General features: G+C 53.9%; 13 protein-coding genes and 1 tRNA gene. 4 read left to right on the forward strand and 10 right to left on the reverse strand.

The window, feature by feature from the left end; translation table 11 throughout:
• Positions 1-258 precede the first annotated feature (258 nt).
• The 7 genes from EV680_RS08640 to EV680_RS12135 form a co-directional block, all read right to left on the reverse strand.
• Positions 259-334: transfer RNA gene (locus tag EV680_RS08640), tRNA-Asn, on the reverse strand.
• A gap of 47 nt (positions 335-381) precedes the next feature.
• Positions 382-744 carry a roadblock/LC7 domain-containing protein gene (locus EV680_RS08645; protein ID WP_132954346.1) on the reverse strand — a complete coding sequence of 121 codons (363 nt, stop codon included), beginning with the start codon at positions 742-744 and terminating at the stop codon, positions 382-384.
• Between the two features lie 56 nt (positions 745-800).
• Entirely contained in the window at positions 801-1,442 is a 642-nt protein-coding gene (locus tag EV680_RS08650) for a peptidase M23 (RefSeq protein WP_132954347.1), read from the reverse strand.
• A gap of 1 nt (position 1,443) precedes the next feature.
• Positions 1,444-1,980 carry a GTP-binding protein gene (locus EV680_RS08655; RefSeq protein WP_132954348.1) on the reverse strand — a complete coding sequence of 179 codons (537 nt, stop codon included), beginning with the start codon at positions 1,978-1,980 and terminating at the stop codon, positions 1,444-1,446.
• Between the two features lie 9 nt (positions 1,981-1,989).
• Positions 1,990-3,087, reverse strand: coding sequence for a response regulator (locus tag EV680_RS08660; protein ID WP_132954349.1), 1,098 nt, complete (start codon positions 3,085-3,087; stop codon positions 1,990-1,992).
• A 14-nt stretch (positions 3,088-3,101) separates the two neighbouring features.
• Positions 3,102-4,544, reverse strand: coding sequence for a 23S rRNA methyltransferase (locus tag EV680_RS08665; RefSeq protein ID WP_207894321.1), 1,443 nt, complete (start codon positions 4,542-4,544; stop codon positions 3,102-3,104).
• Positions 4,545-4,847: 303 nt separating this feature from the next.
• The gene (locus tag EV680_RS12135; RefSeq protein ID WP_243650373.1) at positions 4,848-5,060 is read right to left on the reverse strand and encodes a hypothetical protein; all 213 of its coding nucleotides are present in this window, start codon (positions 5,058-5,060) and stop codon (positions 4,848-4,850) included.
• Positions 5,061-5,931: 871 nt separating this feature from the next.
• On the opposite strand from EV680_RS12135, the gene EV680_RS08675 reads away from it, so the two are divergent.
• Positions 5,932-6,915 (forward strand): L,D-transpeptidase, encoded by a 984-nt coding sequence (locus EV680_RS08675; protein ID WP_132954350.1) that lies wholly within the window; start codon positions 5,932-5,934, stop codon positions 6,913-6,915.
• Positions 6,916-7,946: 1,031 nt separating this feature from the next.
• Here EV680_RS08675 and queA read toward each other — a convergent pair.
• Positions 7,947-8,975: a tRNA preQ1(34) S-adenosylmethionine ribosyltransferase-isomerase QueA gene (queA, locus tag EV680_RS08680; RefSeq protein WP_132954351.1), complete on the reverse strand. Its 1,029-nt coding sequence runs from the start codon at positions 8,973-8,975 to the stop codon at positions 7,947-7,949.
• 379 nt (positions 8,976-9,354) lie between these two features.
• Between queA and accB the strand changes: the two genes are divergently transcribed.
• From accB to prmA, 3 genes are all read left to right on the forward strand, one after another.
• On the forward strand, positions 9,355-9,816 hold the full coding sequence (gene accB / locus EV680_RS08685) for an acetyl-CoA carboxylase biotin carboxyl carrier protein (protein WP_132954352.1): 462 nt from the start codon (positions 9,355-9,357) through the stop codon (positions 9,814-9,816).
• A gap of 79 nt (positions 9,817-9,895) precedes the next feature.
• The gene (gene accC, locus EV680_RS08690; protein ID WP_132954353.1) at positions 9,896-11,257 is read left to right on the forward strand and encodes an acetyl-CoA carboxylase biotin carboxylase subunit; all 1,362 of its coding nucleotides are present in this window, start codon (positions 9,896-9,898) and stop codon (positions 11,255-11,257) included.
• A gap of 198 nt (positions 11,258-11,455) precedes the next feature.
• Positions 11,456-12,343, forward strand: a complete 888-nt coding sequence (gene prmA, locus EV680_RS08695) for a 50S ribosomal protein L11 methyltransferase (protein WP_132954354.1) — start codon at positions 11,456-11,458, stop codon at positions 12,341-12,343.
• A gap of 291 nt (positions 12,344-12,634) precedes the next feature.
• Here the strand turns inward: prmA and hpf are convergent, their stop codons facing one another.
• Together hpf and rpoN are read right to left on the reverse strand one after the other, a co-directional pair.
• Positions 12,635-12,958 (reverse strand): ribosome hibernation-promoting factor, HPF/YfiA family, encoded by a 324-nt coding sequence (gene hpf / locus EV680_RS08700; protein ID WP_132954355.1) that lies wholly within the window; start codon positions 12,956-12,958, stop codon positions 12,635-12,637.
• Positions 12,959-13,036: 78 nt separating this feature from the next.
• Positions 13,037-14,389, reverse strand: a complete 1,353-nt coding sequence (gene rpoN / locus EV680_RS08705; RefSeq protein ID WP_132954372.1) for an RNA polymerase factor sigma-54 — start codon at positions 14,387-14,389, stop codon at positions 13,037-13,039.
• Positions 14,390-14,394: the final 5 nt, after the last annotated feature.

Genomic DNA, 14,394 nt, shown 5'->3' on the forward strand with positions numbered 1-14,394 from the left:
GGCGGCGAGCCGCAGACAGTACAGATAGTACGGCAAGGCGAGACAACGAAGTTAGGTTATTTTTTTGGATTGGTATTACTGCATTGACTCGCCTTGTCGTGCGTGTGTACGGCCGCAGGCTTCCGCCTTGTAAGCTGACTTTTTTGAATGGGCATTAAATCAGCATAAGGCCGTCTGAAAATATTTTCAGACGGCCTTTAAGAAAAGCTTTTCGATCATAAGAAAAGGCTCAAACACGAATGTTTGAGCCTTAAATTTTGGCTCCCCGACCTGGGCTCGAACCAGGGACCTGCGGATTAACAGTCCGTCGCTCTACCGACTGAGCTATCAGGGAATTGAAGTCGGAATTATATAAATTCGCTTATATTCTGTCAAGGCGAATCACACAATATCCGCAATATGTTTGGCGGCGCGTTTGGCGTCCAGCAAAATCAGCCCCAGCTTGCCACCCTCTTTGGCCAAGAGCGCCAAAACCGCATTGCTGCCGGCCTGACTGAGCAAAATATAACCGCTTTTGCCTTTTACCATCACTTGATCCAGCTCGCCACAGGCCAGCTCTTGCACCGCCCGGTTGCCCAGCGCCAGCAAAGTGGCCGACATCGCGCCGACACGGTCGGCATTCAGATGATTGGGCAGCAAGGTGGCAATCGGCAGCCCATCGGTGGAAATCACCGCAGAAGCCGAGATATCGGTTGAGGTGCTGTTTAAGTCACTCAACACGGAAAGGAGTAATTGTTCGCGCATATTTATTTATTTCCATTTGTGGTTTGACAGGCCGCCATTTAAAGATGGCGCAACCCTCAATAACTGCCATAGCTGGCATACAATATCTTAGTGAGCGTGACAAAAGCTTCTTTATTCAAATCAGGCGTGCCGCCGATCACCAGAATCAATTTGGTTTTACCGATAAACAGCGGGAAAAATGTCAGCTCGCTCTGCCCGCTGGGGTCGCAAATCCCCCAAGCATTGTGGTGGATATACAGATTATTTTTTACCAGCAATTGGTGTTTTTCCCCCAACGCCGCCACTTCGCTGGAAAGCACGCCCACTTCTTCGGCCGTTTCATGATGAAATCCGGCATTGGCAAAATAGAGGCCGTTTTCATCCGAGAGCAAAGCTTTACCCACATTGGAGAGCTCGGCCAACAATTCGGGAATACGCTCTTCCGAGAGATTTATCTCATCTTCATCGCGGCTTTCATCGCCATAAAGAAACTCTAGCCGCTGCAAACGGTAAAGCAGGTTGAGTGCGCTGTGTATATCGCTGGTATCGGCCCAAGCCAAAAGCTTTTCGCTGCTGATGGGCTCCGAGCTGCCGGCGCGCAACAAGCCGTAAAGCAAGGTGCGGCTGGCGCTGGGCACATTGCTGGAAACCGCATAATACGCCCCAGCCGGTGTGATTTTGGGATATAAATTTGACTGTAAAGAAAGTGTTGAATCCATCTTATACCTCTAAACCCGGATCAATTGAAAACAACATTGCACTAACCAGCTGCTTCACGTCATCTTCGCGACGGGCATCAATTTCGAAAACCGGTACATTAAAATTGTGTTGCGCCAAATATTTTTGGTAAACATCCACACCCGGCAGGGAGCGGATATCCATTTTGGTGACACCCACCACCAAGGGCGCTGTTTTCAGGAGCTCCTGAAACGCATCTAAAAAGAATTTCAAGTCTTTCAGCGGATTGGTGCGCGTATTATCCAGCAACAACACCAGCCCCATGCTGCCTTTGCTCAAAATTTCCCACATAAAATTAAAACGCTCCTGCCCGGGCGTGCCATACAAGTGCACTTTTATTTCTTCATCCAAGCAAATCACGCCGTAATCCATCGCCACGGTGGTGTAGCCTTTGCGCACCAGCGTCATATCAGAGGCGCTGGCATCGGTCTGCACCGGCGGCTCATCCGACAAGGCGGTGATGGCGGTGGTTTTGCCCACGCCCACAGGGCCGGTAAAGATAATTTTGTTTTCTTTCATGCCTTTCCCCTATTTGGTGCCAAACAGCTTGCGCATCAGGCGTTGCAACAATCCGCGCGGCTGCTCTGCCGAGGGGCTCACTGCTTTTTGGGCATCTTTCGCCATTTGATCGTCAGGCACATTACTGCTGACATTCATATTGGCGGCCACAGCCGCATCTGCCTGCCCGCCGCTGCCGAATTGATCATCGGTGGCCAAAAAGCCGGTGGCCGAAGTGGCGGCCAGATAATTCAGAATATCGGGCATTTCCAGCGGCATCACTTTATACAGAATATTCAGGTTAACCGATGTTTTGGTGAGAAAGGCCGATAAACGCATCGATTCGGGCACCGGTGCCAAACGGGTCAAATTGGGCCAGCGCTTGAGGGTAAACACCGTTTGCGGCGTCATCGGATAAGCCAAGCGGCCTTGCGCGGTCCAAATCGCCATCTGCCACAAGCACGACATAATGGTCACTTTGGCTTTTTCTTTCCATTGCGGATTATCCGGCACGGCTTTGCACACAACTTGCAGTTTATCGTCTTTACTGAATTTTTCCAGCTCGCCCGCGCTGACCGTCAGCAAAACGCGCTGAATGCTCGGAAACACAATCAACACCGGCTTGCCATCGTGCAGCACGGCCACATCCTGATGCCCTTGGCTGGCCGCTTTGAGTGCACCGAGCAGTCCGCGTTGCGGATTGAAGCGGCGGATGGTGGTTTTGCGCACGCCGTTGCTGCCGGGCTCTGCACCGTCTTCAGACGGCATATATTCGGGCACTTCATAAATATGGCCGCCCTGAGCCAAGCTGCGCAAAATGGGAAACAGCGTATCGAATTTAATGGGCTTGGCCAAATAAGGCGTACGCTCTTTCGGCTCGCCGGTTGAAAACATCACCACCGGAATATCGGTGTATTTCTGCTTCAACGCCTGCCAATTCTGCATGCCCTCTTCGCTATCGGTATCCACCAGCACCATATCCGGCTGCTCAACCGATTCGGGTGTCACCATTTCATAATTGGTGGTGTTGTGCATCTTAAATGCCATTCGGAAAACGGCATCTTGCTGGTCGCCCATATTTTGCAGCATTACCCTGATGGTTTTTACTTTCGGCAACATATTTTCCATGATTGATTCCCCGGTCATTTAGCACGTTGTCGGTTGACACGCTGCAACAACTGGCTCATGGCCAGCACCACTTCTTCAGGCAGGCTGTCGACACGCTCGCGCAGCAAGCGCAAAAATTGCTCCAAGCGGGGCCAGTCTTCAGAGCGCTCGTATAAATCAAACAACATGATATAAAGCTGAGACTCTTGCGGGTAATGCAAAACCGTTTGCTCCAATGTGCCGATGGCCTGATCCAGCTGGCCATACATCAGCAAAGATTCCACCTCTTTCACCGCCTCTTCGGCAGGTGAAGCGTTTTCGCTGATAATGGAGGTGTCTTTTTGAACCAAATCACGGTATTTGGCCTTGATTTGGCGCGATGTGGGTTGCAGATAGCCTTTAGCCAAACCGATTTCGCGCACTTGCTGCTCGCTGGGGCCTTTTTCCAAATCGTCAAACACTTCATGATAGCCCAGGCTGTAGCCCCAGCCCAACATGCGCTCTTTTACTTGGCGGCCATACTGGCCGAGCGAGAAATAGAGCTTCCATAAGTGCTTGGCAAACTGATTCACTTCGTCGTGCTGATAATCGAGCTTGAGCGCATCGATAATCAGGCTGGCGGGCTTGGGTGATTTTTGAATGGCACGGTTGTATTGCAGCAGCGCTGTTTCGTAATCCACTTTGTTTTTCAAAAGCTTGGCACCACGCTCCGGCCGCACAAAACCCATCACCGCGCTCATTTCTTCTTCGCTCACCTCGCCGAAATCCTGCTTGCCGACCACAATCGGCATGCGTTTGGCGGAGGCGCCTTCTTTATGGGCAGCGGTGCCTACGGTCAGCACAGGCTGCGCGGCCACTTCATCCAAACCGTTTTTCTCGCCGATTTGGCGTGCCACCTCTTGCATGCTCCAGCCCAAATCCTGCTCGGCCAACACCCGCAAAGGCAGATGATTGGGCTCAATCGCCAGGCCGGCTTTCACATATTCGGCGGTGCTTTCTTTGGAGAGAACGGTTTTATGTCCGCTCAGCGTGGCGGCGAGCAAATCGAGATTGCCCGCGCGCAGACTCAGCCCCACCAGCTCGTGCACCAATTTTTCAGGCGCAGGCGGCGGCAGCTTGCTCAGATAGCCGGCCAAAGAAGCGGCGGCTTTATCTTCATAGCCAAATTGCTTGTAAACTTGATATTCGGTGAGCGGATCAACTTCCTGAGCCGACACGGCCGTGGTCATATTATCGGATGCGCTGCCTTCCCAGCCCCAACCGTGATCGTCGTTTTCTGCCACCGACTGATTGATATGCGCTATCCAGTCATCGCCATCCTCTGCAGTTTTCCCCTCTGTAGCGCGGCGCTCCGAAGCCGGCATTTTGGCCGACCGAGCTGTTTTCTTTGCTGCGCCGCCCTGCTTGTAGCGCACAAGCAACAGCACCAGCAGCAAAAGCACCAGCAACACAATTAAAAGTGAATAATCCAAAAGTATCTCCCGATACACGCTAAAAGCAATCAAATCCTGCCGCCATCCCACACCTTTTTGAAATAGGCAGCCTGCAACCGACTCAAACCACGCAGACTGTGGTGTTTACGGTAAAGCAAACAGAAAGATTAAAGCCAAGGCCTGAAGCCTTCCCCTTTCAATTTAGCATCATAGCATGATTTAACAAAAGTCGTCACATTCAAAACCTTTTCAGACGGCCATATTACACTTCCCCGACCGCCCGTGGTCGGCTCGGCGGCTTTTCAAGCCAGCCTATGGTTGCCACATGCGCCGTTTGTGCAAACATATTCATGATACCGCAGCCACAAAACCATGGCTTTTCTCCACCCACACCGCTGCATCGCGGGCAAACGTGGCCGGATTGCACGGCACATACACAACACGTTGCGGCAAATAAGGCTTATGCAGCATCTGCACCACAGCATAAGCGCCGCTGAGCGGCGGATCAAGCAGCATTTTATCCCATGCCCCACGCCGCAATCGCACTTGAGTGCGTTTCAAACAAATCGGCCGTCTGAAACCCCACATTGGTTTCACAGCCATTGAAACAGACACTATCGCGATCGCGCTGCGCCAGATAACCCGCCGCCTGAGCACTTGCGCGCCTTTCTTGGCCATCGGCAGGCTGGAATCACCCAAGCCGCAAAATCAATCGGCAATACGCCCGCCCAACTGCCCATCAAGCAGCCGCAAAGAGTGCGTCACCATCAGCACATTGGTGTCGGCATTGATTTGCGTGAAATCACCGGGGCGACATCGAATTCGGGCAGGCGATATTGCAGAATTGCAGAGCGGGCACATTAAACGGGTAAAACGGATAAACTGCCCACCCGTGCTGCAAGCAAATTTACCAATCAGGCACGCCGCCATCGTTCAAACCATCGGCAACTGCCGCAAAAAATATGCAGCGCGCTTTCAGACGGCCTGCCACATCAGCCGCCACGCTCGGCAGCCATGGCGTCACCACACGCTGTTTGTAAGCCACGTGCGCCAAAGGTTCCACATATTCGCCGCATGTATCAAAATCGCCACACTCGGGCGGCCGCCCTTACCGCAAGGCGGCCGCCACCGCAGCCGCTTCACCTTCATCGAATTGCTTTTTACGGCACACCACCGGCAAGCCACTGGCACCAAGAACCAAACACCACAAATGAAGCACGTTCTACCCGCCACCCGGGCCACGCCGCGGCCTTCATCATCCATTCCGCCTGCCTGCGCCACCGCAAATAATTTGCCCGCCGGCTTCATGGTTTTTCCTGCCTGCCAACCGCTTGGCCGCTATCCGCAACCGAAAAGCAGATATTTTCGCACAAAACCACCCATACTGCGGTATGATTTCGAGCTGTTATCATACTGCCCATTTATCAGAAAAATGAAAAATTTAGGATTCGGCCTGCTCACCCTCGGCATGGGTGCCGCAGCATACGCAAACACACCGCTCCCCGACTTTCCGCCTGTATCGCAAGGCCAACATGTTGTGATCAACATTCCGCAACAACGTCTTTTTCTTTACACCAACGGCAAGTTCACCAAAGTGTATCCCGTGGCCGTGGGCAAGGCGATGACGCAAACCAATTTGGGCGAACACAAAATCGGCGTGAAAGCGTTTAATCCCACTTGGCATATTCCCCGCAGCATCCAGAAAGAGCGCAACGATGGCGTGAAAACCATTCCGCCCGGCCCCAATAATCCGCTGGGTCCCGTGTTTGTGCGCATGGGCGAACCCAAGCTCGGCCTCGGCATTCACGGCACCAACGCGCCCAGCAGCGTGCCCGGTGTGCGCAGCCACGGCTGTGTGCGCATGAAATCGCCCGATGCCATGGAATTTGCCAAAACCATCACCACCGGCTCGCCCGCTTCGGTGATTTACCAAATGGCTGCGCTCAATGTGGATGCCAACAACAATTTGTGGCTGGCCGCCTACCGCGACCCTTATAACCAGAAAAACCTCGACACCGCCACTCTGCGCAAAAGCATCACCGCTTGGGCAAAAGCGCACGGCAAAACGGTGAACACCAAGCGCATCGATGCCGTGCTGAAAAACCGCTCCGGCATGATAAACTGCCTCACCTGCGCCGCCGGCGTGAAAGTGAAAGGCCCCTTAAAATCGGTGGCCTGGACCAGCGGCTCAGCCGGCTACACCCAGCCCAAAGCCATTCCCAAGCCCGCTCCGGTGCGGGATGAAGTGTTGCCCCCGGGCAGCGAAATCGAAGTGGATGAAGAAGCCACCAAGCCGGAAGCCCCCGCTGCTGCGCCTGCACAGCCCGCACCGGAGAGCGCTGCTTCCGCTGCTTCGCAACCGGCCGCATCACCTGCTTCCGCACCAAACGGCGACCCGACTGAAAACCTGTTTTAATACCGATTCAAATAAATAAGCCTTTATAAATATTCGAAGCAAAGGCCGTCTGAAAACCTTTCAGACGGCCTTTGCTTCGAATTTCAAATAAAAAATGATACAAGCAGGTATGAAGCACGCGTCTCAGCCACGCACCTTCTACAATCTTCAGCTTGTTTGATATAATGGCATGCATAAAAAAAGTGATGCGGCGGATAGCAAACCCAACAAATCCACAGGCCGTCTGAAACCTTGGGTTTATCAATTCAACCTGCACTGTTGCAGAATACAGTTTCGTGTAACTTTTTCTTTTATTTCACTTAAATAGCAACAAAGGCCGTCTGAAAACCTTTCAGACGGCCTTGTTTCCAATTATCACACACGGCATTGGCCAGACAACGCGATAAGCTTATTTTTGGCTTGCGTATGATTTTATGGCTTATATCAATCACAAAAACAATCATACAAAATAAGAATCACTTGGGCGCTATCTGCTCAGGCTGTGTCGGCCTTCGGCGCACCTCAACAAAACTCAAACGACTTTATCAAATCAATCTGTTGAAAAGCAAACATCGGCTTACGGTCTTAGCAACCCAACCTAACTTATCTATTTGTTTGTAGCTTATCTCTTTATAAGCGTATTTTTTTGAATGCTATAGTAGAATGCCTAAAAAAGTGACACAACGGGCTGGTTGGTTGAAAACCCAACAAGCCCACATGCCGAGGCCTTTACAAAACGCCCTTTCCGTCGCTCCTGCGTAGGCAGGAGCCCAGTCTGAAGCGCAGCTTCAGTTGTCGGACAGGTAGGCACCATCAAAATATGAGAAATCAAATATTTGATTTTATAGGGCGTTTATCATTTTCAGAAAAGTGTGAGACAAGCAAAGCGCTGCTTTGCGCTGGGCACCCGCCTACGCGGGTGCGACAGATATCTGGTTTTGCAAAGGTCTCATGCCGTTTGAAACGTTGGGTTTGACAACCTAACCTACTCCGTTATGGCGCGTAGTTTTGTATAACTTTTTCTTGCATTCCACTATATCACCCACTCAAACCTATTCCGACAAGCCCAAAATCATCGCATCGCCATAGCTGAAAAAACGGTATTGCTGCTCAATCGCATGGTTATACACCGCGCGGATGTGCGCCGTGCCCGAAAAAGCGCTCACCAGCATCAGCAGCGTGGATTTGGGTAGATGAAAATTGGTAATCAGCCGGTCAACCACCTTGAAACGATAGCCCGGCGTGATGAAAATATCCGTGTCGCCGCCGCCCGCCTGCAAGCGGCCGCTGGCACGCGCCGCCGATTCGAGCGCCCGCATCGACGTGGTGCCCACCGCCCACACCTTATTGCCGCGCGCCTTGGCCGCCTCAATCAACGCCACCACTTGCGGCGGCACTTCATACCATTCGCTGTGCATTTTGTGCTCGGCGATATTATCCACCCGCACAGGCTGGAATGTGCCCGCGCCCACATGCAGCGTTACCTCGGCCATGTGCACGCCCTTATCCTTTAATTGCGCCAGCAATTCATCGGTGAAATGCAGGCCGGCCGTGGGCGCGGCCACCGCACCTTGGTGCTTGGCATACACGGTTTGATAACGGCTGTCGTCTTCATCATCGGCCGCGCGCTCGATATAGGGCGGCAGCGGCAGATGGCCGTGGCGCGCCAGCAATTCATACACGCTCTCGCTGCCGGCAAAGCGCAGGCAAAACAGCTCGCCCTGCCGCTCCAGCATTGTGGCCTCGATGCCGCCCTCAAACACCAATTGCGTGCCCGGCTTGGGCGATTTTGACGAACGCACATGCGCCAGCGCCGTGTGTGCATCCACCACCCGCTCAATCAGCGCCTCAATCTTGCCGCCGCTCTCTTTTTGGCCAAACAGGCGCGCCTTCATCACCTTGGTGTTGTTAAACACCAGCACATCGCCCGGCTGCACCCAATCGGGTAAATCGGCAAACATTTTGTCGGCTATCGGCGTGTCGGGCAAAGCGGCCAACAAACGGCTGCTGCCGCGCACCGCCGGCGGATGCTGGGCAATCAAGGGTTCGGGCAGGTTAAAATCAAAATCGGCAAGTTGCATGGTTTTTCAGCTGTGTTCAAAAAAAGCGCTATTATACGCACATTCTTTTTCAGACGGCCTGCCCGCACAGCCTACTTATTATTATTCAGTGCATTTTGCCGCCACACCCCGCAAAGCCTTTAGAATAAATACTCTTTAACCGATTTAAAGTAGCCGGCGGCGCGCCCGAACTGCTTCTTTTGCAGCCAAAACCGCCTGATTTTGATATTTTGCTAGACATTTAACAGCAATTTCGCCAAAATACGCCATCACCATTTCCCAAGCACAGGCTTCATATTCCGGCCGGGTTTCCCGGTTTCCCCTGTTTTTATTCCCCTATTTCGCTGAATCAAGCGGCCAACATGCCGCTCTCGCACCCCTACCAAAGGATGATATTCAAATGGACTTACGCAAACTGAAAAAACTGATCGATTTGGTTGAAGAATCAGGCATCGCCGAAATCGAAGTAACCGAAGGCGAAGAAAAAGTGCGCATCACCCGCTCGATGGCCGCTGCGCCGCAAGCCCTTTACGCCGCCCCCGCCCCCTTGGCCCACGCACCCGCACCGGTGGCCGCCGCGCCCGTAGCGGCCGCGCCCGCTCCTGCTGCCGCGCCCGCCGCCGATTTGGGCAATGCCCAAAAATCACCGATGGTCGGCACTTTCTACCGCGCACCCAGCCCCGCCTCACCTGCTTTTGTGGAAGTGGGTCAAAACGTTAAAGCCGGCGACACCTTGTGCATTATCGAAGCCATGAAGCTGATGAACGAAATCGAAGCCGAAAAATCCGGCGTGGTGAAAGCCATTCTGGTTGACAACGGCCAGCCGGTCGAATATGGCGAGCCGCTGTTTATTATCGAATAAATCTTTCAGACGGCCTTTTTATTCCAACACACAAAAGGCCGTCTGAAACCTTGTCAGAAATCATTCTGAAAGAAGCCTTATGTTGAAAAAAGTTTTGATTGCCAACCGCGGTGAAATCGCTTTGCGCGTATTGCGCGCCTGCCGCGAAATGGGCATCGCCACCGTTGCCGTGCATTCCGAAGCCGACCGCGACAGCCTGCATGTGAAGCTCGCCGATGAATCGGTGTGCATCGGCCCCGCGCCTTCTCCGCAAAGTTATCTGCATATTCCCGCCATCATTTCCGCCGCCGAAGTAACCGGCGCCGATGCCATTCACCCCGGCTACGGCTTTTTGGCCGAAAACGCCAATTTTGCCGACCAAGTGGAGCAATCGGGCTTTGTGTTTATCGGCCCGCGCGCCGACACCATCCGCCTGATGGGCGACAAAGTTTCCGCCAAACACGCCATGATTGCAGCCGGCGTGCCCTGCGTGCCCGGCTCGGAAGGCGCTCTACCCGATGACGACGCCGAAATCCTGCGCATTGCCGACCAAGTGGGCTTTCCGGTGATTATCAAAGCCTCCGGCGGTGGCGGCGGCCGCGGCATGCGCGTGGTCGAGAAAAAAGAAGACTTGCTCAAATCGGTGGAAATGACCAAAACCGAAGCCGGTGCCGCCTTCGGCAACCCGATGGTGTATATGGAGCGCTATCTGCAAAAGCCGCGCCACGTGGAAATCCAGGTGCTGGCCGATGAGCACGGCAACGCCATTTACCTGGGCGAGCGCGATTGCTCGATGCAGCGCCGCCACCAAAAAGTAATCGAAGAAGCGCCCGCGCCCGGCATCACCCAAGCCGAGCGCGAAGCCATCGGCCAAGCCTGCGTGGATGCCTGCAAACGCATCGGCTACCGCGGCGCCGGCACGTTTGAATTTTTGTATGAAAACGGCGAATTCTTCTTTATCGAAATGAACACCCGCGTGCAAGTCGAACACCCCGTCACCGAGCTCATCAGCGGTGTCGACATCGTGCAAGAGCAAATCCGCGTGGCCAGCGGCCTGCCGCTGCAATACGCGCAGGAAGACATCATTCTCGAAGGCCATGCGTTTGAATGCCGCATCAACGCCGAAGACCCTTATAATTTCATCCCCAGCCCCGGCCTGATTGAAAGCTGCCACCTGCCCGGCGGCTTCGGCGTGCGTGTCGACAGCCACATCTACCAAGGCTACCGTATTCCGCCCAACTACGACAGCCTAATCGGCAAAATCTGCGTGCACGGCAAAACCCGTGAGCAAGCCATGGCAAAAATGCGCGTGGCCATGGCCGAGCTGGCCATCACCGGTATCAAAACCAACACCGCGCTGCACCGCGACCTTTTTGCCGACCCCGGCTTCCAAGAAGGCGGCGTGAGCATCCATTATCTGGAAAAATGGCTGGAAGCACGCAAAGCCAAGCAAAACGGTTAAACATTTTGCACCGCAGGCCGTCTGAAACCTTCAGACGGCCTTTTGCAATCCACACATATCCATTAGAATATTCACATCATTTTATTAATCAGGCCGTCTGAATCTTTTTTCACCCCATTCAAAAGGCAAACCGGCCAACGCAGCCGGATTGTTATTTTTTTCGAATGCGCATCCAACGGCCGCACACAGAAAGCGCCCATGTCTTACCAACAAGCCACCATTGCCGTAACCGAACACATCGCCGAGCGCCTTTCCGATGCGCTGATGGAGCACGGCGCCCTCTCTGCCGCCATTGAAGACGCCTATGCCGGCACCAACGATGAGCAAGCCATTTTCGGCGAGCCGGGCATGCCCACCGAGCAGCTGTGGCTGCAAAGCAAAGTGATTGCCCTTTTTGCCGAAGAAGCCGATATCGCCCCCATCATCACCGCCGCCGCCGCACAAACCGGCATCGATGTACCCGCCTACAGCGTGGAGCTTTTGCCCGAACAAGATTGGGTGCGCCTCACCCAATCGCAATTCGACCCGATTAAAATTTCCGAGCGCCTGTGGATCACGCCCTCATGGCACGAAGCACCCGATGCCGGTGCCGTCAATCTGCAGCTCGACCCCGGCTTAGCCTTCGGCACCGGCAGCCACCCCACCACCCATCTGTGCCTGCAATGGCTCGACCGCAACCTCAAAGGCGGCGAATCCCTGCTCGATTACGGCTGCGGCTCCGGCATACTCGCCATTGCCGCGCTCAAGCTCGGCGCCGGCAGCGCCACCGGCGCTGATATCGACCCGCAAGCCATCCGCGCCAGCAACGACAACGCCGCCCAAAACCAAGTGCCCGCCCATTTCCACCTACCCGATGCCCTGCCCGAAGGCCGGTTTGATATCGTGGTGGCCAACATTCTCGCCAACCCCTTGCGCATGCTGGGCGAAATGCTCGCCGGGCGCACCCGCCAAGGCGGCCGCATCGTGCTCTCAGGCATTTTGGAAGAGCAGATAGACGAAATGAGCGAAATCTACGGCCAATGGTTTGACCTCGATCCCGCCCAAACCGACAACGGCTGGGCCTGCTTAAGCGGCGTCAAACGCTAAGTTTTGTGCGTAAAATAGAGCGGGCAAACACGAAAACAGGTCTTATACCAATCCAAAAAAATAACCTAACTTCGTTGGCTCGCCTTGCCGTACTATCTGTACTGTCTGCAGCTCGCCGCCTTGTTAGCTTATTTTTTGAATTGGTATTATCGTGCGCACAGATATGCCCAGCCCGACAAAGAGGCCGTCTGAAACTTCTTTCAGACGGCCTCTCCATTTAAACCACCCAAACCAAAAGCCCCTCAAAGGGGCTTTTGGTTTGGGTACATTTTGTTTGGGTACAAAGGCCGATCAGGCTTCTTCCACAGGTGCCGGTGCGGCGGTGGCGCGCACATCGTTACGCTTTTCTTTATGTTTCAACACGGCGCGGTCGAGCTTGTCCATCAGCACATCCACAGCAGCATACATATCGCTTTCTACGGTTTCCACGTGCAAATCTTTGCCGGCCAAATGCACATCGGCTTCTGCTTTATTGTTGAGTTTTTCCACCGAAAGGGTAACGGTTACGGAAATCACGTTGTCGGCATGGCGGCTGATGCGCTCTAGCTTGCTGCTGACATGTTTTTTAATGGCTTCGGTAACATCAAAATTCAGACCAGTGATTTTCAGGTTCATAATAACACTCCTTCGGTTGGGGTTTTCAGGCCGTCTGAAACAGCCTGCTCGAGACAAATTTTGTGCTCAAATATTATTCTAAGGTTTGCGTTGGTGTGCCGGCGGAATATTCAAAGCTTCGCGGTATTTGGCCACCGTGCGCCGGGCAATGTCGATGCCCTGCTGTTGCAACAATCGGCTTAAAGCTTCATCCGAATAAGGTTTTTGTTTGTTTTCATCGCTGATTAATTGCGCCAGTATGGCCTTCACCGCGCTCTGGCTCGTGCCCTCGCCGTCTTCCCCGGCATCCACAGCTTGTGTGAAGAAATAGCGTAACGCAAACACGCCGCGCGGGCAAGCCAAATATTTGTGGTTCACCGCGCGCGACACCGTGCTTTCCGCCACACCCAGCTCGGCGGCTGCCTCTTTCAACAGCATGGGGGTGAGGCCGATTTCGCCGAAAATGAAAAAATCTTCTTGCCGCTCAACAATGTATTCAGCCAAGCGCAGCACCGTGCTTTTGCGGTGCTCGAGGCTGTCGATTTTCTGCCGCGCCTCACTTAATTTGTCTTTCCACACTTGGCCGACATTGCGGCTCTCTTTCAGCAATGCGCAATATTCATGATTGAGCCGCACATGCGGCCAGGCTTTTTCATTGCCGATCACCCGCCAGCCGCCGGCATACTCGCGCACCCACACATCAGGCTGCACATAAGCCGTGGGCTCCGCCGTGGCAAAGCCATAAGCAGGATAAGGGTTGAGCGTGGCAATCAGCGAGAGCGCCGCTTCAATGATATCGGCCTCGAAATCGGGCAGTTTGCGTTTGAGTTTTTGCTGGTTTTGGGTGCGGCTTTTGCCCAATTCTTCCAAATGCTGCATGATGATTTTGGCGGCGCAGCGGCGCTCGGGCGAAGCGCTCAGGCGCTGCAATTGCAGCAGCAGCGATTCGTTCAACGTGGCTGCGGCCACGCCGGGCGGGTCGAAGGTTTGCAGTCGGTCGAGCGCCTCCTGCATATCTTCTTCATCCAGCATCCATTCAAGCGGCGTGTGTTCAATGATATCGGCCAAGCTGTCGGTGAGATAGCCTTGCTCATCGAGTGAATCAATCAAAATGTGCACGCGGGCGGCTTCTTCGCGGCTGAGCGGATGCTCGCACACTTGATTGTGCAGATAGCTCAAAAAATCTTCTTCAGCAGCGATGGTGGCCCAAATATCTTCTGCATCATCGCCACCCACTTGGCCGGTTTTTGAAATGGCGGCTGAAATGCGCTCCGGTTCGGGGCTGCCTTCGGGCGCTTCGCTGCGCTCGAGCAGAGGGTTGTCTTGCAGCCATTCTTCCACTTCATGCTCCAGCTCCAGCCCCGACATTTGCAGCACACGCAGCGATTGCTGCAAGCCCTGGCTGAGCTGCTGGGTTTGCTTGAGCTTGAGTTGAAAGTTCTGGCCGCTCATCATTA

Source organism: Uruburuella suis, assembly GCF_004341385.1.
GTDB lineage: Bacteria > Pseudomonadota > Gammaproteobacteria > Burkholderiales > Neisseriaceae > Neisseria > Neisseria suis.